The following is a 21,619-nucleotide window of genomic DNA, read 5'->3' on the forward strand; positions in this document are numbered from 1 at the left end:
TCCTAGCCGGGCAGGGTGTCCGGGGCGTTGTCGGGCATGTGCTCGGGGCTCGTGTGCGACGAACCCCAGGTGCGGCGCCGGACGTAGAGCATGATCGCACCGATGATCACGATCAGCGCGGTGACGATCACCGCGCCCCACTGGAAGTACCAGTGGTCGTCGCCGTAGACCTCGGCGCGCGGCCAGATCAGGTTGATCGTCATGGCCGCGCCGTAGAGCACCGCGACCAGGTTCACCAGCGTGCCCCAGCGGCCCAGCTTGAAGTACGGCCCGTGCTCCGGCCGCGGCCAGTGGCCGCGCAGGCGGCGCACCAGCATCGGGCCGGTGACCATCAGGTAGGGGATGTAGAACAGGATGATCGCCGTCGAGGTCAGGATGAAGAACGCCCGCTGGTTGCCGAGGTTGATCAGCAGCACGACGACGGTGAGGCCGCCGGTCAGCAGCGCGGGCAGCACCGGCGTCTTGGACCGCGGCGACACCTTCGCCATCGCGGTGCTGAACGGCAGCCGGCCGTCGCGGGCCATCGCCCAGGTCATCCGGATCGCCGCGGTCTGCACGGCCAGGCAGCACACGGTGATCGCGATCGCCGAGCAGATCAGGAAGGCGTCGCCGAGCCCTTCGCCGAGGGTGCTCTTCAGCAGGTACGGCATGCCGGACGTGCTCAGCTCCTTGGCGCTCAGGTCGCCGACGGCCATCATGCCGAACAGCATGATCAGCCCGCCGACGATGAACGCCGCGGTGATGGCGCGCAGGATCGCGCGGGGCGCGTGCCGCCGCGGCTGGGTGGTCTCCTCGGCCAGCGAGCCCGCGGTGTCGAAGCCGTAGAAGACGTACGCGCTCATCAGCGACGCCACCAGGAACGCCCCGAGGTACCCGAACGAGTGACCCTCACCGGTACCGGCGGTGTCGAAGACCAGGCCGGGGCCGCGCTTGATGTGGATGGCCAGCGCGATCACGAGCAGGATGCTCGCGCCGAGCTCCACCGCGACCCCGAAGTTGTTGATCTTCGCCATCAGCTTGACGCCGATGATGTTGACGATCGTGGCGAACACGACCAGCACCAGGGCCAGGATGATGGCGTTCTGCGCGCCGCCCGGGGTCGACGTCAGGCCGGCGTCTTCGTCGCTGCCGACGATCTGGAACGCGGTCGAGACCTGCGGCAGGATGATCTGGTAGGCGACCGCGACGGCCGCCGCCGTGACGATCGCACCGATGATCATGATCCAGCCGGCCAGCCACGACGTCGCCGGTTTCGCGATCTGCTTGGCCCACTGGTAGACCGAGCCGGCGAGCGGGTACTGCCCGGCGAGTTCGGCGAAGCACAGGGCGACGGCGAACTGGCCGATGAAGACCAGCGGCCAGGTCCAGATGAAGGCCGGGCCACCCGACCCGAAGCCGAAGAAGAAGAGCTGGAACACGCCGGTCAGGATCGAGATGTAGCTGAACCCGGCGGCGAAGCTGGAGAACGAGCCGAGCGAGCGCTCGAGTTCCTGGCGGTAGCCGAACTTCTCGAGTTCGGAGCTGTCGTCCGGAGCAGGCCCCCCGCCCGCCGGTTTTTCCTGAGTGGTCATCGCGTGCGTCCTCACGTGGTGGGGGAAGGGGTGGTCTCAGCCCTTGAACCAGTGCTGCGGAGCGGGATCGATGTTCTGGTAAATGTGCTTGCTCTCCTGGTACTCGGCCAGCCCGGACGGCCCGAGTTCGCGGCCGATGCCCGATCTGCCGAAACCACCCCACTCCGCCTGCGGCAGGTAGGGGTGGTAGTCGTTGATCCACACGGTGCCGTGGCGCAGCGCCCCGGCGACCCGCTGGGCGCGGGACGCGTCCGACGTCCACACGGCTCCGGCGAGCCCGTACTCGGTGTCGTTGGCCAGCGCGATCGCGTCGGCCTCGTCGGTGAAGCGTTCCACGGTGACGACCGGGCCGAAGACCTCTTCCCGGACGATCGTCATGTCCCGGGTGCAGCCGGAGAACACCGTGGGGCGCAGGAAGAAACCGGTTTCGTACTCCGGTCCCTCGGGTCGCCGGCCGCCCGCCCGGAGCGTCGCACCTTCGGCGAGAGCGCTTTCGATATAGCCCTCGACCTTGGCGCGGTGCTGCGCCGAGACGAGCGGGCCCGTCTCGGTTTTCGGGTCCAGCCCGTCGCCGACGCGGATGCGGTCGGCGCGCGCGGCGAGGTCCGCGACGAACCGGTCGTGGATTCCCTCCTGGACGATCAGCCGGGCGCCCGCCGAGCACACCTGTCCGGAGTGGACGAAGGCGGCCATCAGGGCGTAGTCGAGGGCGGTTTCGTAGTCGGCGTCGTCGAAGACGACGTTCGGGTTCTTGCCGCCGAGCTCGAGGGCGACCCGGCGGACGCCCTTCGCGGCGGCCGTCATGATCTTCTCGCCGGTCGAGTAGCCGCCGGTGAACGAGACCAGGTCGACGCCCGGGTGCTCGACCATCGCCGCGCCGACGCGGCCGTCGCCGAGCAGGAGGTTGACCACGCCGTCCGGCACGCCCGCCTCGTCCAGCAGGGCGACCAGCTTGATGGTGGTCAGCGGGGTGACTTCGCTGGGTTTGAGCACCACGGTGTTGCCGGCAGCGAGGGCGGGCGCGACCTTCCAGGACATCTGGAGCAGCGGGTAGTTCCAGGGGGCGATGAGGGCGCAGACGCCGACCGGTTCGTGCACGATCCGGCTGACGACGGTCGCGCTGCCCGCGTCGACCAGGCGTCCGGCCTCCTTGTCGGCGAGGTCGGCGTAGTAGCGGAAGACGTTCGTCACGTCGTCGATGTCGATCCGGCCTTCACCGAGCGTCTTGCCCGTGTCGAGGCTCTCCGTGCGGGCCAGCTCCTCGCGGTCGCGGACCAGCAGATCGGCGGTCCTGCGGAGGAGCTGGCCGCGTTCGCCGGCGGTGGTCCGGCGCCAGGGACCCCGGTCGAAGGCCGTTCGGGCAGCTTCGACCGCGGCGCCGACCTCCTGGTCGCCCGCCTCGGCGAGGGTCTCGATGACCTGGCCGGTGGCGGGGTTGAGCACATCGAACATGCGGCCCTTCCCGGAGCGGTGGTGGCTGCTTCGCGTCAAGAGTGCGTACATTTGTACGCGAAGTGTGTACAGATGTCCACAAGGGGGCTCGATGGCGAAGAGCGAACCCGGCGCGACGCGGCGCCGCGGTCCGAACGATCCCGAGCGGCGGGCGCGGATCGCCAAGGCGGCGATCGAGGTGGTCGCCAAGCGCGGGATCGACGGCGTCACGCACCGGTCGGTGGCGGCCGCGGCGGGCGTCCCGCTCGGCTCGACGACCTACCACTTCGCGACCTTGGACGACCTTCTGGAGGTCGCCCTGCACGAGGCGGCCGAGAAGAACGTGCACGCGCTGAAGGAGTGGGAGTCCGCGCTCCCGCCGGACGCCGACTTCGCCGCCGCGCTCGCCGACCTGGTGATGGGCTACATCAACGAGCAGTACCGGGACACCGTCGTCGAGTACGACCTGTACGTCGCGGCCCTGCACCGGCCGGCCCTGCGTAAGGCGAGCGCGGCCTGGGACGACGCCCTGATCGCGTTCTTCGGCTCCCGGACGGACCCGCTCACCGGGCGGCTGCTGGCCGGGTTGTTCTGCGGCCTGCTGATGCAGGCGGCCCTGGCCGACCCGCGCCCCACCCGCGACGAGATCGAAACACTGTTCCGGCGGGCGATCGAGGGACCGGCGGCCTGAACTTGTTGACAGCCGCGCGTGGCGGCAGTCACTCTGTTCCGGAGTGAGCAACAAGACGCGTTCTGCGCAACTACTCCCGAACTGATCCGCGGAGAGGACCACGCCGGTGACCGCAATCGATCTCCCGCCGAGCCTGCTCGCCACCCTGCCCGGCGCCGCCTACACCGACCCGGCGATCTTCGCGGCCGAACAGGCGAAGATCTTCGAGGCGGACTGGTTCTGCGCCGTGCGCAGCGCCGACCTCACCGGGCCCGGGGCGTTCGAGACCGTCCAGATCGGTAAGGAGAGCGTGCTCGTTTCGCGGGGCCGCGACGGCAAGCTCAACGCGTTCCTCAACGTCTGCCGCCACCGCGGCGCCCGGCTGTGCACGTCCGAAACCGGTACCGTCAAGCGCGCCTTCCAGTGCCCGTACCACGCCTGGACGTACGGCCTCGACGGCAAGCTGATCGCCGCGCCCAACCTCACCGGGATGCCGGACGTCGACCGCACCGAATTCGGGCTGACCAAGGTCCACCTGCGGGAATGGCTCGGCTACGCCTGGGTCTGCCTGGCCGACGAGCCGCCGTCGTTCGAGGAGACCGTGATCGGGGCGGTCACCGAGCGGCTCGGCGGCCCGGCCGAGATCGACGCCTACGGCATCGACGGCCTGGCGCTGGGCAAGCGCATCGAGTACGACGTGAAGGCGAACTGGAAGCAGATCATCGAAAACTTCATGGAGTGCTACCACTGCGCGACGATCCACCCCGAGCTCACCGAGGTCCTCCCGGAGTTCGCCGACGGGTACGCCGCGCAGTACTACGTCGGCCACGGCGCCGAGTTCGGCGGCGACATCAAGGGCTTCACCGTCGACGGCAGCGAAGGCGTCGACCGCCTCCCCGGCGTCACCGAAGCCCAGGACCGCAAGTACTACGCGATCACCATCAAACCGGGCGTCTTCGTCAACCTCGTCCCGGACCACGTCATCCTGCACCGGATGTTCCCCCTGGCCCCGGACCGGACGCTGGTCCGCTGCGACTGGCTCTACCTGCCCGAGGTGGTTTCATCGGGCCGCGACCTCAGCCGGTCGGTCGAGCTGTTCCACCGCGTCAACCTGCAGGACTTCGAGGCGTGCGAACGCTGCCAGCTGGCGATGGACTCGCGGTCGTACGCCAACGGGGGTGTGCTCGTGCCCAGCGAGCACCACATCGGCGCGTTCCACGACTGGGTCCGGGCGAGGCTGGCTTAGATCAGCGCCCGGATGGCGGCCTCGAACCCGGTGACGTGCGCATGAGTCAGCGCGGCCGCCTTCTCGGCGTCACCCTCGATGATCGCGGTGAGGAGCGGGACGTGCTCGTCGACGTGGCCGGCCATCCCGGACAGCCGGGGCACGAACACGCACCAGATCCGGGTGGCCAGGTTGTCGTACTGGATCAGCGTGTCTTCGAGGAACGGGTTGTGCACGCACCGGTAAATGGCCCGGTGCAGGGCGAGATCGGTGCGCAGCAGCTCGGCGTTGCCCCGGTCCGGGGCGCCCGCGTCGAGCTGCGCGCGCAGCTCGGTCAGCGCGGCCCGGTCGGCGTCGGTCGCGCGTTCGGCCGCGGCGGCCGTCGCCATCGGTTCGAGGGTGCGCCGGACCTCGGAGATGTGCGCGAGGTCGGAGATGTTGACGTCGGTGGCGAACGTCCCGCGCCGCGGGTAGGCGACGACCAGGCGTTCGGACTCCAGCCGCTTCAGCGCTTCGCGGATCGGCGTCCGGCCCATGCCGAGTGCGGTGCCGAGCTCCTCTTCGTTGAGCGGGGAGCCCGGCGGGATGTCCAGCATGACCAGGCGATCACGGACGAACAGGTACGCCTGTTCGGCCAGCGACGGGGGATTGACCTGCGGATGCATGGCGCTTAGCCTACATCGACGATTGATATATCAGAAGTCGACCAGTCCTCGGAGGACGCTCGATGACCGATCTGCCGGAGCACCCGGACTTCCTCTGGGACAACCCCGAGCCTCGCAAGAGCTACGACGTGGTCATCGTCGGTGGCGGCGGGCACGGCCTCGCCACCGCCTACTACCTGGCCAAGCAGGGCATCACGAACGTGGCCGTGCTGGAGAAGGGCTGGCTGGCCGGCGGGAACATGGCCCGCAACACCACGATCATCCGCTCCAACTACCTCTGGGACGAGAGCTCCGGGATCTACGAGCACTCCCTCAAGCTCTGGGAAGGCCTCGAAGAGGACCTCGGCTACCCCATCCTGTTCAGCCAGCGCGGGGTGCTGAACCTGGCGCACAGCCTGCAGGACGTCCGCGACAGCGTCCGGCGCGTCGAGGCCAACAAGCTCAACGGCATCGACGCCGAATGGGTGGACGCCGACGGCGTCAAGGAGATCTGCCCGATCGTCAACACCTCGCCGGACGTCCGCTACCCGGTGCTCGGCGCGACCTTCCAGCCGCGCGCGGGCATCGCGAAGCACGACTACGTGGCCTGGGGGTTCGCCCGCGCGGCGCACGAGATGGGCGTCGACCTCATCCAGAACTGCGAGGTCACCGGCATCACCACGAGCAGCGGGCGGGTCACCGGCGTCGAGACGTCGAGGGGCCGGATCGCCGCGGGCAAGGTGGGGTTGTGCGCGGCCGGGCACACGTCGGTGCTGGCCCGCATGGTGGGTCTCGACCTGCCGCTGACGTCGCACCCGTTGCAGGCGCTGGTGTCCGAGCTGCTCGAACCGATCCACCCGACGGTCGTCATGTCGAACGCCGTGCACGTCTACGTTTCCCAGGCGCACAAAGGCGAACTGGTGATGGGTGCGGGCATCGACAGCTACCACGGATACGGGCAGCGCGGTTCGTTCCACATCATCGAGCAGCAGATGGCGGCCGCACTGGAGCTGTTCCCGGTGTTCGCACGGGCGCACCTGCTGCGGACCTGGGCCGGGATCGTCGACACCAGCCCGGACGCCTCGCCGATCATCGGCCTCACGCCGGTCGAGAACCTGTTCCTCAACTGCGGCTGGGGCACCGGTGGTTTCAAGGCCACCCCCGGTGTCGGGGACGTCTTCGCCGCGACCATCGCGCGCGGCAAGCCCCATGAGTACGCCGAACCGTTCAGCTTGGACCGGTTCACCACCGGCGCCCTCGTCGACGAGCACGGCGCCGCCGCCGTCGCGCACTAGGAGTACTGCCATGCAACTGATCCCCTGCCCCTGGTGCGGCCCCCGTGAGGAAGCCGAGTTCCACTACGGCGGCCAAGCGCACGTCGCCTACCCGGCGGATCCCTCGGCGCTGTCGGACGAGGAGTGGGCGAAGTTCGTCTTCTTCCGCGAGAACCCGAGCGGGCCGTTCGCCGAGCGGTGGAGCCACTCCGCGGGTTGCCGCCGGTGGTTCAACGCCGTCCGCGACACCCGCACCCACGACCTCCTGGCGGTCTACCGCCTCGACGAGCCCAGGCCGGTGATCCCGTGACCCGACTGTCCGGCGTCCCGCTCAAGTTCACCTTCGACGGCCGGGAGCTGACCGGCTACCTCGGCGACACCCTGGCGTCCGCCTTGCTGGCCAACGGCGTCCACCACGTCGCGACCAGCATCAAGTACGGCCGGCCGCGAGGCATCGTCGGCGCCGGTGTCGAGGACTCGAACGCCTTGGTGCAGATCGAAAAGCCGTTCCCCGAGCCGATGCTTTCGGCCACGACGGTCGAGCTGTACGACGGTCTGGAAGCCCGCGGCCTGCGCGGCCAGGGACGGCTCGCCACCGAGCCGGACCCGGCGCGGTACGACGCCAAGCACGCCCACTGCGACGTCCTGGTCATCGGCGCCGGCCCCGCCGGGCGAGCCGCCGCCGCTGCGGCGGAAGGCCGGGTCCTGCTCGTGGACGACCAGCCCGACGGCGAGGCGCCGGAAGGAGTCCGGTTCCTCTCGCGCACGACGGCGTTCGGTGTCTACGACGACGGTTTCGTGCTCGCCCTCGAGCGCCGCGGCGAACCTCCCGAGCGCATCTCGCGACAGCGGGTGTGGCGGATCCGGGCGAAGCGGATCGTCGTCGCCACCGGTGCGCACGAACGGCCGATCGTCTTCCCGGACAACGACCGCCCCGGCATCATGCTCGCTTCGGCCGCGCGCACGTACCTGAACCGGTACGGCGTTCTCGCCGGGCGGCGGGTGGTCGTGTTCACCACCAACGACTCCGCCTACGAAGCCGCCTCCGACCTGGCGGCGGCCGGAGCCGAGATCGTGCGGATCGTCGACGCCCGCGAGGGCCACGGCGTCATCGGCACCGACGGCGACACCCACATCACGGCCGCCCACGTCGCCAAGCTGGGCGAGCTGCAGGGTGAGCGCGTCGCGTGCGACCTGCTGCTCGTGTCCGGCGGCTGGAACCCGGCCGTGCACCTCTACAGCCAGGCTCGCGGCACCCTCCGGTACGCCCCGGAACTCGGTGCCTACGTCCCGGCCGGCGATCTGCCGGACGTGACCGTCGTGGGCGCGGCCGCGGGCGAAGGACTGCCGGAGACCAAGGTGCTCTGGCAGGTGCCGGCACCCGAGTCCGAAGTGGACACGCGGTTCGTCGACCAGCAACGGGACGCCACGGTGTCCGACGTCCTGCGCGCCACCGGTGCCGGTCTGCGCTCGCTGGAGCACGTCAAGCGGTACACGACCATCGGCACCGCGCACGACCAGGGCAAGACGTCCGGCATGCTCGCCGCCGGCATCACCGCCGAGGCGCTGGGCGTCGACCTCGCCCACCGCCGTCCGACGACGTTCCGGCCGCCGTACACGCCGGTGCCGTTCGCCGCGCTGGCCGGGCGGAATCGCGGCGACCTGCACGATCCCGTGCGCGTCACGACGATCCACCCGTGGCACGTCGAGCACGGCGCCGAGTTCGAGAACGTCGGCCAGTGGAAGCGGCCGTGGTACTACCCGCGGCCCGGCGAGCCGATGGCCGACGCCGTGAAACGCGAGTGCCGGGCGGCCCGCAACGACGTCGCATGCATGGACGGGTCCACCCTGGGCAAGATCGACGTCCAGGGCCCGGACGCCGGCTGGTTCCTCGACATGCTCTACACGAACCTGATGAGCACCCTCAAGGTCGGCCGCATCCGCTACGGCGTGATGTGCGGCGTCGACGGCATGGTGCTCGACGACGGAACCGTCATCCGCGTCGGCGAGGAGCGGTTCCTGGTCACCACGACCACCGGCAACGCGGCGAAGGTCCTCGAGTGGATGGAGGAGTGGCTCCAGACGGAGTGGCCGCAGCTGCGCGTCTTCGCGACGTCGGTCACCGAGCACTGGACCACGATCCCGCTGGTCGGCCCGCGCTCGCGGGAAGTCCTCGGCCGCCTGGCCCCGGGCCTCGACGTCTCCAACGAGGCCTTCGGGTTCATGACCTGGCAGGACGCCGAGGTCGCCGGCCTGCGGGCGCGTGTCTGCCGGATCAGCTTCTCCGGCGAGCTGGCCTACGAGATCAACGTCCCGTCCTGGCACGGGCCCGCCCTCTGGCAGGCCGTCGTGGACCAAGGGGCGACGCCGTACGGCACCGAGACCATGCACGTCCTGCGCGCCGAGAAGGGCTACCCGATCATCGGCCAGGACACCGACGGCACGGTCACCCCGCAGGACCTCGGCATGTCCTGGGCGGTGTCGAAGAAGAAAGCCGACTTCATCGGCAAGCGCTCGTTCGCCCGCGCGGAGAACAACCGGCCGGATCGCAAGCACCTGGTCGGATTGCTCCCGGTCGATCCGGCGGTGCTGCTGCCCGAAGGCTCGCAGATCATCGAATCCGAGACGGTGCCGGAGCCGCCGGTGCGGATGCTCGGCCACGTCACCTCCAGCTACGACAGCGCCGCCCTCGGCCGCACCTTCGCGCTCGCCCTGGTGCGCTCCGGCCGGGAGCGGATCGGCGAAACGCTGTACGTGCCGGTCGGGGACCAGGTGGTGCCGGTGACCGTGACCGAATCCGTCCTCTTCGACAAGGAAGGAGCCCGCCGTGACGGTTGACCTCACCGAAGAGAAGTTCCGCACCCAGCTCACCGTCCGCCTCCGCGAGGGCGAGTCGCTCCTCGGCGTCCCGCTGCCCGGTGCGTGCACCTTCACCAGCGGCAACGACGTCGAAATCCTCTGGATGGGCCCCGACGAATACCTCGTCCTCGCCGAACCCGGCCGCCAGGCCGAACTGGAAGCGGCGCTCTCCCGTGAATGCGACGCCGTGGTGGACGTCTCGGCCCAGCGCAACGTCTACCGGCTCACCGGGTCGCACGCCGCTGAAGTGCTGGCGCACGGGTGCTCGATCGACCTGGAGGTGTCGCCGCCCGGCACCTGCGTCCAGACGTTGTTCGCGCGCACCGGCATCGTGCTGATGGTCCGGGAAGACGGCTACACGATCCTCGTGCGCCAGTCCTTTTCGGACTACTTCCGGGCGTGGCTGGCCGACGCGAGCCTGGAGTACGTCCCGTGACCTTCACCCTGACGCTGAAGTGCCCGGAACGCTCGGGCATCGTCCACGCCGTCACGACGTTCCTGGTCGGGCAGGGCTGCGACATCGTCGAGCACCAGCAGTTCGACGACGACGTCCGCGGCTCGCTCTTCCTGCGCACGTCCTTCACCTGCGCCGAACCGGCCACAGTGGACGACCTGACCCGCGCGTTCGCCCCGGTGGCCGGGGACTTCGGCATGGAGTTCGGCTTCTCCGACGGCACCCCGCCCCGGATCCTCGTGATGGTGTCGAAGTTCGGGCACTGCCTCAACGACCTGCTCTTCCGCTGGCGCGCGGGCGGCCTCGGCGCCGAGATCGCGGTGGTCGTCTCCAACCACGAGGACCTCCGGCCGATGGCCGAGGCGGCCGGGGTGCCGTTCGTGCACGTCCCGGTCACGCCGGACACCAAGCCGGAAGCCGAGCAGCGGCTGCTCGACCTGGTCGGGGCGTACTCCGCCGATCTCGTCGTGCTCGCCCGGTACATGCAGGTGCTGTCGAACGAGCTGTGCCAGAAGCTCGAAGGCCGCGCGATCAACATCCACCACTCGTTCCTGCCGGGGTTCAAGGGCGCCAAGCCCTACCACCAGGCCTACGACCGCGGCGTCAAGTACGTCGGCGCGACCGCGCACTACGTCACGCCCGACCTCGACGAGGGCCCGATCATCGAGCAGGAGGTCCAGCGCGTCGACCACACGTACTCGCCGCGCGAGCTCGTGACCGTCGGCCGCGACGCCGAAGCGCTCGCCCTCTCGCGCGCGGTCCGCTGGCACTGCGAACGCCGCGTCCTGCTCAACGGCAACAGCACCGTCGTCTTCCGGTAGAAGGAGTTCCGCCATGAGTGCACCGAAGGTCGTGATCATCGGCGCCGGCATCGTCGGCGCGAACCTGGCCGACGAGCTGACCGCCCGCGGCTGGACCGACGTCACCGTGCTCGACCGGGGCCCGCTGCCGCGCACCGGCGGGTCCACCTCGCACGCGCCCGGCCTGGTGTTCCAGACCAACGCGTCCAAGGCGATGACGGACTTCGCGAAGTACACCGTGTCGAAGTTCCTGGAGCTGGACTGCTTCCTCCAGGTCGGCGGCATGGAGGTGGCGACCACCCCGGCGCGCTGGGAGGACCTCAAGCGCAAGCACGGCTGGGCGACGTCGTGGGGCGTGCTCGGCTCGCTGATCGACGCCGACGAATGCGTCCGGCGCTGGCCGCTCCTGGACGGTTCGCGGATCTTCGGGGCGCTGCACGTCCCGACCGACGGGCTCGCGCGGGCCGCCAAGGCCGTCGAAGTGCTGGCCGCACGCGCGAGTTCGCGGGGGGCCCGGTTCATCGGTTCCACGCGGGTGACCGACGTGCTCCAAGAGGGTGGGCGCGTCACCGGCGTCCGGACCGACCAGGGCGACTTCCCGGCCGACGTCGTCGTCTCGTGCGCCGGGTTCTGGGGCCGGGAGATCGGCGCGATGGCCGGCATGGACGTCCCGCTGCTGCCACTGGCCCACCAGTACGTCAAGACCGGGCAGGTCGCGGAACTCGCCGGGCGCAACACCGAAGACGTCGAAGCGAGCCTGCCGATCCTGCGGCACCAGGACCAGGACCTGTACTTCCGCGAGCACGTCGACCGGCTCGGCATCGGCTCCTACGCCCACCGGCCCATGCCCGTCGACGAGTCCACTTTGGATCCCGTGGTGACCGAGACGGCCATGCCCTCCATGCTGCCCTTCACCGAGGACGACTTCGCGCCTTCGTGGGAGCAGAGCCAGCTGCTCCTGCCCGCACTGCGTCAGACCAAGGTGGAAGAGGGCTTCAACGGCATTTTCTCCTTCACCCCGGACGGCCAGTCGCTGGTCGGCGAGTCGGCCGACGTCCGCGGGTTCTGGCTCGCCGAGGCGATCTGGGTGACGCACTCCGCCGGCATCGCCAAGGCGGTCGCCGAACTGCTCGTCGACGGGCATTCCGAAGTGGACACCCACGACATCGACGTCCACCGCTTCGAAGAGGTGCAGCTCGCGCCGTCGTACGTCAGCGAGACGGCGCAGCAGAACTTCGTCGAGGTCTACGACATCCTGCACCCGGTGCAGCCCAAGCTGTCCCCGCGTGACCTGCGCGTGACGCCGTTCCACGCCCGGCAGCGGGAGCTGGACGCGGTGTTCCTGGAGGCGGGCGGCTGGGAGCGGCCGCACTGGTTCGAAGCGAACGCGCCCCTGCTCAAGAAGCTGCCGCATGAGGCCCACCCGCCGGCGCGGGACGCGTGGTCGGCGCAGTTCCACTCGCCGATCGCGGCGGCCGAGGCGTGGCAGACGCGCAACGGCGTCGCGCTCTACGACATGACGCCGCTCAAACGCGTGGAGATCAGCGGCCCGGGGTCCCTGGGGTTCCTGCAGTCGCTGACCACCAACCAGCTGGACAAATCGGTCGGCTCGGTGACGTACACGCTGATGCTCGACAACGCCGGCGGCATCCGCAGCGACGTCACGGTGGCGCGGCTCGAGCCCGACGTGTTCCAGGTCGGCATCAACGGCAACATCGACGTCGACCACTTCGTCAAGCACGCGCCGGCCGGGGTGCGGGTCCGGGACACCACCGGCGGGACGTGCTGCATCGGCGTCTGGGGGCCGCTGGCGCGGGACCTCGTGCAGCCGCTCTCACGCGAGGACTTCTCGCACACCGGGCTGAAGTACTTCCGGGCCCGGAAGGCGCGGATCGCCGGGGTGCCGGTGGTCGCGATGCGACTGTCCTATGTGGGCGAACTCGGCTGGGAGATCTACACCGGCGCGGACAACGGCCTGCGGCTGTGGGACGCGCTGTGGGCGGCCGGGCAGCCCCTCGGCGTCATCGCGGCCGGGCGGGCGGCGTTCAACAGCCTGCGGCTGGAGAAAGGCTACCGGCTGTGGGGCACGGACATGACGACCGAGCACGACCCGTACGAGGCGGGCGTCGACTTCGCCGTGCGCCTGGCGAAGGGCGACTTCCTGGGCCGGGAGGCGATCGAGGGCCGGACACCGTCGCGGCGGCTGCGGTGCCTGATGATCGACGACGGCCGCACGGTCGTGCTCGGCAAGGAACCGGTGTTCGTCGACGGCGTGGCCTCGGGGTACGTCACGAGTGCGGCGTACGGGTACACCGTCGGGCGGCCGATTGCCTACGCGTGGCTCCCGGCGTCGGCGGACATCGGCAGCCGGGTGGAGATCGAGTACTTCGGCCGCCGGGTCGCGGCCACCGTGGCCGCCGAGCCACTGGTCGACCCCGGCATGGAACGGATCCGGCGCTGAGTGGCGTAACGCCGATCACGTCGGGTCACGCTCGGCTCTCGAACGGGTAATCCACAGCAAGTCCATGGAAGCGCACCAGGAAATTCTCAGGATCGAGGCGTTTCCTGGTGAGGCCGGAGGCTTGTCGAGAGCTGGAGCTGTGCATGAGCGAGTACGACCGAGGACCGCAGGGCGGCGGCGAGTACCCGTACGGCTACGGCCAGGGCGGGTACTCGCCGGACTTCTACGGCCGGAACGGGTATCCGCAGGACCACGGCTACGAGCAGTACCGGCAGCCCGGGGAGCAGGGCTACTACGAGCAGCCGCGTGACCAGTGGGGACGCCCGTACCCGGCTTACGCCTACCCGCAGCCCGCCTACCAGCCGCCGCCGCGCAAACGTCACCCGTTCCGCGCGCTGAGCTTCGCGATCGTCGCGATCGCGCTGGCCGTGGTCGCCGGGCTCGGGATCGGGCACCTGATCTCCGGGGCGAACGCGCCCACCGCGAGCGGCAACCAGAACTTCGGCTTCTCCGGGCAGCCGAGCGAGACCAAGGCGGTCCTGGACGTCGACGCCGTCTCGGCCAAGGTCAACCCGGCCATCGTGAACATCAACACCGAGCTCGGGCTGCAGGGCGCCGCCGCGGCGGGCACCGGCATCGTGCTCACCGCCGACGGCGAGGTGCTGACCAACAACCACGTCGTGGCCGGCGCGACCAGCATCAAGGTGACCAGCATCGGCACCGGCGACACGTACCAGGCGGAGGTCGTCGGCTACGACCGCACCGAGGACGTCGCGGTCCTGCAGCTGCAGGACGCCTCCGGCCTGCCGACGGCGTCGATCGGCGACTCGTCGACGACCCAGGTGGGCGATCAGATCCTCGGCCTCGGCAACGCGGGCGGCCGCGGCGGCGACCCGGTGCCGGCCCCGGGCACGGTGACGGCCCTGGACCAGTCGATCACGGCGTCGGACGAGTCCAGTGGCTCGTCCGAGCAGCTCACCGGGCTCATCCAGGTCCGGGCGAACATCGAGTCGGGGGACTCCGGTGGCCCGCTGGTCAACGCGAACGCCCAGGTCATCGGCGTCAACACGGCGGCATCGACCGGCTACCAGCTGAACGGCCGCCGCAGCGGCGGCACGGGCCAGGGCTTCGCGATCCCGATCAACCAGGCGGTCGACATCGCCCACAAGATCGTCGCGGGCCAGGCCACGGACAAGATCCACATCGGCAAGACGGCGTTCATCGGCGTCTCGGTGACGGACGGCCAGGGAGGGGCCAGGGTCCGCGAGGTGGTCCAGCGCGGCCCGGCCCAGAAGGCCGGCCTCGCGGCGGGCGACGTGATCACGGCCATCGACGGCAAGCCGGTCACCTCGGCGACGACGTTGACGAACGTGATGGACACCCACCACCCGGGCGACCAGCTGACGTTGACGGTGACCCGGGCTACGGGTGGGCAGCAGCAGATCCAGGTGAAGGCGATCGAGGGCCCGACCGGCTGACCGCTTCGCGCGCTGGCTGCTCGCGGGCCGGTGGCCGCTGTGGGGACGAGGCCGTCGAGGTGGCGGTGCCAACTTTCGTGGGCAGCCCGCGCGGGGGCCGATTGCCCGGGGCGGGCCCGACCGGCTAGCGCAGGAATTCCGCCAGTACCTCGCGGTGCGTCTGCTTCGCCGCGAGGTACTTCTCCCGGCCCGCCTCCGTGATCGTCACGAAGATGCCGCGCCGGTCCATCTCGCACAGGGCTCGCTCGACCAGGCCCTCCTTCTCCAGGCGGGCGACCAGCCTGGACGTGGCGCTCTGGCTCAGGTGAATGGCCTCGGTGAGGTCCGCCGAGCGGCACTTGGACTCGCCGGTCGCGACGCGCTCCAGGGCTTCGAACTCGTTCGCGCCGATGCCGTGGCGCTCTTGGAGGCGGCACTCCAGCTTGCTGAACACGGCCGAGTAGCGGGCCAGCAGCTCGTGCCACTCCTGGACCAGTTCCTTCTCGGCGACGTCGCTCACGGCGACCAACTTAGCATGCGCAGACATCAGATGCAAACACATTAAATGCTTGGACATTAGATGCGCGTGCATGTAATGTCGCCGCCATGAGCTCTTCCGTGTCCTTGTCCACCACTTCAACGCGGTGGGACGCACGTCTCTGGGGTGTCCTGCTCACCGTCTCGATCGTCATCGGCCTCGACGCGCTCGACGTGTCGATGGTCGGGGTCGCGCTCCCGGCCATCCAGGCCGACCTCGGCCTGTCCACCAACGCGCTGCAATGGGTCGTCAGCGGGTACGTCCTCGGCTACGGCGGCCTGCTGCTGCTCGGCGGCCGCACCGCCGACCTGCTCGGCCGCCGCCGGGTGTTCCTCGTCGCCGTGGCCGTGTTCGCGCTGGCTTCGCTGCTCGGCGGCCTGGTCGACGACGGTGCCCTGCTCATCGCGAGCCGGTTCATCAAGGGCCTGGCCGCCGCGTTCACTGCACCGGCCGCGCTGTCCATCATCACCACGACCTTCCAAGAAGGCCCGGCCCGCAACAAGGCGATCAGCATCTTCGCCGTGTTCGGCGCCAGCGGCTACTCCGCCGGCCTGGTGTTCTCCGGCCTGCTGACCGAGGTCGGCTGGCGCTGGACGTTCCTGCTGCCCGCCCCGATCGCGCTGGTCGCGCTGGTGGCGGCGTGGAAGCTGATCCCGTCGTACCGCGCCGAAGAAGGCCGCGGCTACGACTTCCCGGGCGCCGTCACCGGCGCGGCCGGCTCGCTGCTGCTGGTGTTCGGCGTCGTCGAGGCGCCGGAGATCGGCTGGGCGGCCCCGCGCACGCTGATCACGTTCGCCGTCGCCCTCGCCCTGCTGGTGACGTTCGTGGTCATCGAGAAGCGCAGCCGCCACCCGTTGCTGCGCCTGGGCATCCTGCGCTCGGGCCCGCTGGCCCGCGCGAACCTCGGTGGCGCCCTGTTCTTCGGCGCGTACATCGGTTTCCAGTTCGTCGTGATGCTGTACCTGCAGCGGGTCCTGGGCTGGTCGGCGCTGCAGACGGCGCTGGGTTTCCTGCCGGCGGCGCTGATCGTGGCGTTCGGCTCCCCGCGCATCGAGCCGCTGATCGACCGGGTCGGCACGCCCCGCACGATCTTCGCGGGCGTGGTCTCCCACGTCATCGGGTACGCGCTGTTCCTGCGCATCGACGAGCACTCGGGGTACGCGGGCAGCGTGCTGCCGAGCATGATCCTGCTGGGCATCGGTTTCACGCTGGCCTTCTCGTCGCTCAACATCCAGGCCACGGCCGGCATCGCGGACGACGAGCAGGGTCTGGCCGGCGGCCTGCTGAACACGTCCCTGCAGGTCGGCGGCGCGATCGGGCTCGCGGTGGTGATGGCGGTCCTGACCGCCAACGGCGGCCGTGAAGCCTCGCCCGCCGCGCTGCTGACCGGGCTGACGCCGGCGTTGAGCGTGGTCACCGGGATCGCGGTGCTGGGCCTGCTGATCGCGATCAGCGGCCTGGTGGCCCGGAAGCGGCCGGCCGAGGAGCCGGTCGTGCCGCAGGAGGACCTGCTGGCCCTCGCGGACTGAGCCGGCCGAGGGGACCGCGGAAGGGCCACCAGCCGGGGGGATGGTGGCCCTTCTCCGGCAAGGCCAGGCGCTTCACCGGGCGACCCGCTCGTCCGTGCCCGGCACCTTCGCCGTCGCGATGGCGATGCGGTTCCACGTGTTGATCGTGAAGATCAGCGCGAGGAGCTGGGCCAGTTCCTCCTCGCCGAACTCCTCGAGCGCCCGGGCGTAGACGTCGTCGGGGACGCCACCCGCGATCTGCGTGACGGCTTCGGTCAGCGCCAGCGCCGCCCGCTCCTTCGCGCTGAAGAAGTGGCCGGCCTCGTGCCACACCGCGACCATGTGCAGCCGCTCCTCGCTTTCGCCGGCCTTGCGGGCGTCCGAGGTGTGCATGTGCAGGCAGTACGCGCAGCGGTTGACCTGCGACGCGCGGATCTGGACCAGCTCGACCAGCGCGGGGTCGAGCCCGGCGCGAGCCGCGGCGTCGAAGCCGATCAGGGCCTTGAAGGCCTTCGGGGCGGTCTTGGCGAAGTTGATGCGGGAGTTCGTCATGACCAGAAATCTACGGCCGGTTTGACCCACCTGTATGGTGCATTTCCGTGGCAAAAAACTGGGTCAATTCCGGCGAACGCGACCTCCACCTGGAGCTGGGACCCGGCAGCAAGCGGGCCGCGCTCATCGCCGCGCTGCGGGACGCCGTCCGCGCCGGACGGCTCGCCCCCGGCACCCGGTTGCCGCCCTATCGCTCCCTCGCCACCGACCTCGGGCTGGCCCGCAACACCGTTGCCGACGCCTACGCGGAGCTGGTCGCCGAAGGGTGGCTCACCGCCGTCCAGGGCTCCGGTACCCGGGTCGCCGAGCGGGCCGAGCCGCTGAAACCGGTCCGGGCCCCGGCCCGGAGACCGGCCGCGGCGAAACCGGCGTACAACCTCCGCCAAGGGCAGCCGGACGCGACGGCGTTCCCGCGCACCGAATGGCTCGCCGCCGCCCGGCGCGCGCTCGGCGTGGCGCCCCACGACGCCTTCGGCCCCGGCGACCCGCGCGGCCGCCCGGAACTGCGGGAAGCCCTCGTCCAGTACCTCGCGCGCGCCCGCGGTGTGCGGACGTCGCCGGAACGGATCGTCGTCTGCTCGGGCTTCGCGCACGCCCTGTGGCTGCTGTTCCCGGCCGTGCTGCGCGGGCCGCTCGCCGTCGAGTCCTACGGCCTCGCGTTCCACCGCTCGATCTTCGCCACCGCCGGCGTCCGGACGATCCCGCTGGACCTGGACGAACGCGGCGCGCGCGTCGAGGACCTCGACGTCCCGAGGGTGCTCCTGACGCCCGCGCACCAGTTCCCGACCGGCGGCCCGCTGCACCACGACCGCCGCACCGCGGTCCTCGGGCACGTTCGCGCGACCGGGGGCGTGCTCATCGAGGACGACTACGACGGCGAGTTCCGCTACGACCGCAAGCCGGTCGGCGCGGTCCAGGGCCTCGACCCCGAGCACGTCGTCTACGTCGGCTCGGTGAGCAAAAGCCTTTCGCCCGCGCTGCGCCTGGGCTGGCTGGTGCTGCCGGGGCACCTGGTCGACCCGGTGCTGGCCGCGAAAGGCGAGCGCGAGGCCTGGGCGAGTGTGCTCGACCAGCTCACGCTGGCCGAATTCCTGACCGCGGGCGGGTACGACCGGCACATCCGCCGGATGCGCCAGCACTACCGCCGCCGGCGCGACCACCTGGTCACCGCGCTCGCCGAGCGGGCACCGCACGTGACGCCGACCGGGATCGCCGCCGGCCTGCACGCCGTGCTGCGGCTTCCGCCGGGCACCGAGAAAGCCGCGCTGAAGGCCGCGGCCTGGCAGGGACTGGCGCTGGACGGCCTGGCCGCGTTCCGGCACCCGGACAGCACGATGTCCACAATGGACGGGTTGGTGGTCGGCTACGCGACCCCGCCGGAACACGCCTACCCCGCGGCCGTCGACGCGCTGTGCCGCGCGCTGCCGCCCGCGTGAGACCTACCCGGCGGCCAGGTGCGGGCCCACGCGAACCTGCACTGTCTCGAATGACTCATTCGGGACCTCCGCGGTCCCGAATGAGTCATTGGCGACACTGAACCCGCGACACCGGACCGCTCCCGAGCCGGCCTACCCGACGATGTCGATCTCGAACGGCTCGGCCGCGCTGTAGTTGATGTCCGCCCACACCGCGCCCGGCAGGTCGTACCGCCGGTGCGACGTCAGCTTCGAGTTGTACCCGCCCGTCTTCGTCGGGTTGTGGCCGACACCCTGGTGGTCGCTGCCCCAGGCGTAGATGTCGCCGACCCACATCGGCTTCGCGAAGCCGTCGCCGCCGAGGCGCGGGCGGATGATGACCGCCGCGGCGGAACTGCCGGACAGGAACACCCGCACCGCGTTCTCCGCGGCGTTCGGCGGGGTCACGGTGATGCGTTCCATGATCTCCACTCCACTCGAAGGGCCGGAGCCGTCCACGCCGGGCCAGTAGTCGGCGACGGACGACACGTCGTAGCCGGGGGCGACGTTCCCGCGGTACTGCTTGGCGATCGCGCCGGCCGGGATGGCGGGATCGCCGTTGTAGTGCGCGATCCAGTAGTGCGGCTCGGCGACACCGGCGGACGAGAACGCCGCCCGCACCGACGGCCAGGTCGACAGGTTGCAGTAGATCGTCGGGTCCGCGCCCGCCGCGCGGCGCATCCGGACCCAGCCCGGCGCTTCGGCCGGGGTGGCGTCGCCGGGCTCGACGTCGAGGACGTGCCCGTCGTTCGTCACGGCCTTCTTGACGATGGTCACCTTGACCGCGGTGGGAAACCGCGCCCAGTCGGCGGGCGTCCAGGGCGGCAGCTTGATCCGGTCGATGTAGCCGGCGACCATCCGGGCGTCCGCGGGGATGTTCGCGGCCGTCACCGCGTCGTACATGGTGCGCACGGGCTGGCCTTTCGTTCCGGGATTCGCCATCGTGCAATTACCCGTGTGGGACGGCGGTCAAGCACGAACCGCGTCACCGCACGGTCAATCACCAAAACGGCCGCAGCACGTCATTCCTTCACCGGACGCTCACGCACCCGTGGTGACGTTCCGCTTCCGGTACTGGCTTCCCGCTCACCCGGCTGGCAAGCTGCCACCACCTCACCACGGAAGGACGTGCATGGCGGCACACCCGGCGCGGGCCCGGCGGATCGACGCGCGGGTCGTCGTCCTGAGCGCGCTGCTGGTGGTCGCGCTGCTGGCGTGGGCCGGGTTCGACTACCTGAAGAACCGGCTGGCCGGCGGCGGCTGCGACACGACGACCGCGGTGCACCTCACGGCCGCGCCGGACATCGCGCCGGTGCTGACCGAGCTCGCCCGGACCGTCCCGGCGCGGGACTGCTACTCCGTCGACGTCACCGCGAGCCCGTCGACGGCCACCGCGACCGCGCTGGAGGCCAACGGCGCGAACGGCCCGGACGTCTGGGTGCCGGAGTCGAGCACCTGGCTGCTGCAGGCCCGTGACGGCGGCGCGTGGAACCTCCCCGAGTCCGGCCAGCCGGTGGCGAGCTCGCCGGTGGTGCTGGCGCTGACCGAAGACGTCGCCAAGCGGGCCGGCTGGCCCGGGAAGTCGCCGTCCTGGGCCGACGTCCTGGCCGGGAGCCCGGTCGGGCTGCCCGACCCGGCCCGGGACCCGGCCGCCATCGGTGCGCTGATCGGCCTGCAGCAGGTGACCAAGAACGCGCCCGATCCGGCCGCGGCGTTCACCGAGGAGATCCGCAAGCTCTCGGCGGTGAAGCAGCCGTACACCGCGTGGCCGGCCTCGGAGCAGTCGGTGCTGGCGCGCAAGCTCGTCGCCGCCTACCCGGCTGCCGGGGTGCCGAGCTTCGACTACCCGTACGTCGTGCTCCCGCGGGCTTCGGAGGCCTCGCGCTCGGCGGCCGAACGGTTCCTGCGGCTGCTGCTCGACCAGACCGCCACCAAGGCGTTCGCGGACGGCGGGTTCCGGACGCCGTCCGGGCAGCTGCTCGGCGATCGTCCGCGCGACACCCGCACGGACGCCGGGCCGCGCCCGGCCGGCCCGCCCGCGCCCGAAGCGATGTACGGCGTGCTCCAAGCCTGGGCCGGGGCCAACCTCAGCGCCCGCGTCCAGGTGCTGCTCGACGTGTCCGGCTCGATGGCCGCCACCGTGCCCGGCACCGGCCGCAGCCGGATGTCGCTGACCCTGGAAGCCGCGACCCAGGGGCTCGGGCTGTTCAAGCCGACCACCGAGATCGGTCTCTGGCTGTTCTCGACCAAGCTCGACGGCACCAAGGACTACAAGGAACTGCTGCCGATGCGGTCGATCGCCGAGCAGCTGGCCGCGGGCGGGGTGGCGACCCTGCAGGCGGTCAAGCCGAAGCCCGGCGGTGCGACCGGGCTGTACGACTCGATCCTCGCCGCGTACCAGAACGCCCGGCAGAGCTGGCAGCTCGGCCGGATCAACGTCGTCGTCGTGCTCACCGACGGCCGCAACGAGGACAGCGACTCGATCGGGCTGCCCGGCCTGCTGTCCGAGCTGGGCCGGCTGCAGGACCCGCGGAAACCGCTGCCGGTGATCGGGATCGGCATCGGCCCGGACATCGATTCGAGCGAGCTCAAGCAGATCTCGGCCGCGACCGGCGGCGAATCCTTCACCACGCCGGACCCGCGCAAGATCTCCGACGTCTTCTACCAGGCACTGAGCAAGCTCATGTGCCAGCCGCCCGCCTGCAAGAAGTGAGGACCCCC

The 21,619-nt window shown here is 70.6% G+C and carries 18 protein-coding genes; 12 read left to right on the forward strand and 6 right to left on the reverse strand.

Features of this window, described 5'->3' with window-relative positions:
- Window positions 1-2 precede the first annotated feature (2 nt).
- Together ACWDN5_RS24910 and ACWDN5_RS24915 are read right to left on the reverse strand one after the other, a co-directional pair.
- Window positions 3-1,571: an amino acid permease gene (locus tag ACWDN5_RS24910; RefSeq protein WP_310967303.1), complete on the reverse strand. Its 1,569-nt coding sequence runs from the start codon at window positions 1,569-1,571 to the stop codon at window positions 3-5.
- 36 nt (window positions 1,572-1,607) lie between these two features.
- Entirely contained in the window at window positions 1,608-3,023 is a 1,416-nt protein-coding gene (locus ACWDN5_RS24915) for an aldehyde dehydrogenase family protein (protein WP_449677933.1), read from the reverse strand.
- A gap of 91 nt (window positions 3,024-3,114) precedes the next feature.
- On the opposite strand from ACWDN5_RS24915, the gene ACWDN5_RS24920 reads away from it, so the two are divergent.
- Together ACWDN5_RS24920 and ACWDN5_RS24925 are read left to right on the forward strand one after the other, a co-directional pair.
- Window positions 3,115-3,693, forward strand: coding sequence for a TetR/AcrR family transcriptional regulator (locus ACWDN5_RS24920; protein WP_310967307.1), 579 nt, complete (start codon window positions 3,115-3,117; stop codon window positions 3,691-3,693).
- A 106-nt stretch (window positions 3,694-3,799) separates the two neighbouring features.
- Entirely contained in the window at window positions 3,800-4,918 is a 1,119-nt protein-coding gene (locus tag ACWDN5_RS24925) for an aromatic ring-hydroxylating oxygenase subunit alpha (protein ID WP_449677934.1), read from the forward strand.
- Here ACWDN5_RS24925 and ACWDN5_RS24930 read toward each other — a convergent pair.
- Window positions 4,915-5,562: a GntR family transcriptional regulator gene (locus ACWDN5_RS24930; protein WP_449677935.1), complete on the reverse strand. Its 648-nt coding sequence runs from the start codon at window positions 5,560-5,562 to the stop codon at window positions 4,915-4,917. The two genes, ACWDN5_RS24925 and ACWDN5_RS24930, sit on opposite strands and share 4 nt — an antisense overlap.
- 62 nt (window positions 5,563-5,624) lie before the next feature.
- Here ACWDN5_RS24930 and ACWDN5_RS24935 point away from each other — a divergent pair, with 62 nt between their 5' ends.
- The 7 genes from ACWDN5_RS24935 to ACWDN5_RS24965 all read left to right on the forward strand — a co-directional run bounded on the left by ACWDN5_RS24935 (window position 5,625) and on the right by ACWDN5_RS24965 (window position 14,867).
- Window positions 5,625-6,836 carry a sarcosine oxidase subunit beta family protein gene (locus ACWDN5_RS24935; protein ID WP_449677936.1) on the forward strand — a complete coding sequence of 404 codons (1,212 nt, stop codon included), beginning with the start codon at window positions 5,625-5,627 and terminating at the stop codon, window positions 6,834-6,836.
- A gap of 10 nt (window positions 6,837-6,846) precedes the next feature.
- Window positions 6,847-7,125 (forward strand): sarcosine oxidase subunit delta, encoded by a 279-nt coding sequence (locus ACWDN5_RS24940; protein WP_310967313.1) that lies wholly within the window; start codon window positions 6,847-6,849, stop codon window positions 7,123-7,125.
- Window positions 7,122-9,653, forward strand: coding sequence for a 2Fe-2S iron-sulfur cluster-binding protein (locus tag ACWDN5_RS24945; protein ID WP_449677937.1), 2,532 nt, complete (start codon window positions 7,122-7,124; stop codon window positions 9,651-9,653). Before ACWDN5_RS24940 ends, ACWDN5_RS24945 begins: the two co-directional genes overlap by 4 nt.
- Window positions 9,643-10,110 (forward strand): sarcosine oxidase subunit gamma, encoded by a 468-nt coding sequence (locus ACWDN5_RS24950; RefSeq protein ID WP_449677938.1) that lies wholly within the window; start codon window positions 9,643-9,645, stop codon window positions 10,108-10,110. The genes ACWDN5_RS24945 and ACWDN5_RS24950 overlap by 11 nt, the downstream gene beginning before the upstream one ends.
- Entirely contained in the window at window positions 10,107-10,949 is an 843-nt protein-coding gene (gene purU / locus ACWDN5_RS24955) for a formyltetrahydrofolate deformylase (RefSeq protein WP_449677939.1), read from the forward strand. The genes ACWDN5_RS24950 and purU overlap by 4 nt, the downstream gene beginning before the upstream one ends.
- A gap of 13 nt (window positions 10,950-10,962) precedes the next feature.
- Window positions 10,963-13,389 carry a GcvT family protein gene (locus tag ACWDN5_RS24960; RefSeq protein ID WP_449677940.1) on the forward strand — a complete coding sequence of 809 codons (2,427 nt, stop codon included), beginning with the start codon at window positions 10,963-10,965 and terminating at the stop codon, window positions 13,387-13,389.
- A 143-nt stretch (window positions 13,390-13,532) separates the two neighbouring features.
- Window positions 13,533-14,867 (forward strand): S1C family serine protease, encoded by a 1,335-nt coding sequence (locus ACWDN5_RS24965; protein WP_449677941.1) that lies wholly within the window; start codon window positions 13,533-13,535, stop codon window positions 14,865-14,867.
- A 124-nt stretch (window positions 14,868-14,991) separates the two neighbouring features.
- Here ACWDN5_RS24965 and ACWDN5_RS24970 read toward each other — a convergent pair whose 3' ends face one another.
- Window positions 14,992-15,366, reverse strand: a complete 375-nt coding sequence (locus ACWDN5_RS24970; RefSeq protein WP_310967321.1) for a MarR family winged helix-turn-helix transcriptional regulator — start codon at window positions 15,364-15,366, stop codon at window positions 14,992-14,994.
- A gap of 86 nt (window positions 15,367-15,452) precedes the next feature.
- Between ACWDN5_RS24970 and ACWDN5_RS24975 the strand changes: the two genes are divergently transcribed.
- Window positions 15,453-16,913: an MFS transporter gene (locus tag ACWDN5_RS24975; protein WP_449677942.1), complete on the forward strand. Its 1,461-nt coding sequence runs from the start codon at window positions 15,453-15,455 to the stop codon at window positions 16,911-16,913.
- 72 nt (window positions 16,914-16,985) lie between these two features.
- Here ACWDN5_RS24975 and ACWDN5_RS24980 read toward each other — a convergent pair whose 3' ends face one another.
- Window positions 16,986-17,444 (reverse strand): carboxymuconolactone decarboxylase family protein, encoded by a 459-nt coding sequence (locus ACWDN5_RS24980; protein WP_449677943.1) that lies wholly within the window; start codon window positions 17,442-17,444, stop codon window positions 16,986-16,988.
- Between the two features lie 47 nt (window positions 17,445-17,491).
- Between ACWDN5_RS24980 and pdxR the strand changes: the two genes are divergently transcribed.
- The gene (pdxR, locus tag ACWDN5_RS24985; RefSeq protein ID WP_449677944.1) at window positions 17,492-18,880 is read left to right on the forward strand and encodes a MocR-like pyridoxine biosynthesis transcription factor PdxR; all 1,389 of its coding nucleotides are present in this window, start codon (window positions 17,492-17,494) and stop codon (window positions 18,878-18,880) included.
- 132 nt (window positions 18,881-19,012) lie between these two features.
- Here pdxR and ACWDN5_RS24990 read toward each other — a convergent pair whose 3' ends face one another.
- Window positions 19,013-19,810 carry a glycoside hydrolase family 25 domain-containing protein gene (locus tag ACWDN5_RS24990; protein ID WP_310967327.1) on the reverse strand — a complete coding sequence of 266 codons (798 nt, stop codon included), beginning with the start codon at window positions 19,808-19,810 and terminating at the stop codon, window positions 19,013-19,015.
- 220 nt (window positions 19,811-20,030) lie between these two features.
- Here ACWDN5_RS24990 and ACWDN5_RS24995 point away from each other — a divergent pair, with 220 nt between their 5' ends.
- A complete protein-coding gene (locus ACWDN5_RS24995) occupies window positions 20,031-21,611 on the forward strand; it encodes a substrate-binding and VWA domain-containing protein (protein ID WP_310967329.1) in 1,581 nt (526 codons plus the stop codon).
- Window positions 21,612-21,619 lie beyond the last annotated feature (8 nt).

The organism is Amycolatopsis sp. NPDC003731 (genome assembly GCF_053586895.1).

Bases quoted from the DNA above. Each gene is read 5' to 3' on its own strand.
- ACWDN5_RS24965 (WP_449677941.1), top strand. From the start codon at position 13,533: ATGAGCGAGTACGACCGAGGACCGCAGGGCGGCGGCGAGTACCCGTAC.
- ACWDN5_RS24940 (WP_310967313.1), top strand. From the start codon at position 6,847: ATGCAACTGATCCCCTGCCCCTGGTGCGGCCCCCGTGAGGAAGCCGAG.
- ACWDN5_RS24980 (WP_449677943.1), bottom strand. From the start codon at position 17,444: ATGACGAACTCCCGCATCAACTTCGCCAAGACCGCCCCGAAGGCCTTC.
- ACWDN5_RS24910 (WP_310967303.1), bottom strand. From the start codon at position 1,571: ATGACCACTCAGGAAAAACCGGCGGGCGGGGGGCCTGCTCCGGACGAC.
- ACWDN5_RS24960 (WP_449677940.1), top strand. From the start codon at position 10,963: ATGAGTGCACCGAAGGTCGTGATCATCGGCGCCGGCATCGTCGGCGCG.
- ACWDN5_RS24920 (WP_310967307.1), top strand. From the start codon at position 3,115: ATGGCGAAGAGCGAACCCGGCGCGACGCGGCGCCGCGGTCCGAACGAT.
- ACWDN5_RS24995 (WP_310967329.1), top strand. From the start codon at position 20,031: ATGGCGGCACACCCGGCGCGGGCCCGGCGGATCGACGCGCGGGTCGTC.
- ACWDN5_RS24935 (WP_449677936.1), top strand. From the start codon at position 5,625: ATGACCGATCTGCCGGAGCACCCGGACTTCCTCTGGGACAACCCCGAG.
- ACWDN5_RS24915 (WP_449677933.1), bottom strand. From the start codon at position 3,023: ATGTTCGATGTGCTCAACCCCGCCACCGGCCAGGTCATCGAGACCCTC.
- ACWDN5_RS24975 (WP_449677942.1), top strand. From the start codon at position 15,453: ATGAGCTCTTCCGTGTCCTTGTCCACCACTTCAACGCGGTGGGACGCA.
- ACWDN5_RS24930 (WP_449677935.1), bottom strand. From the start codon at position 5,562: ATGCATCCGCAGGTCAATCCCCCGTCGCTGGCCGAACAGGCGTACCTG.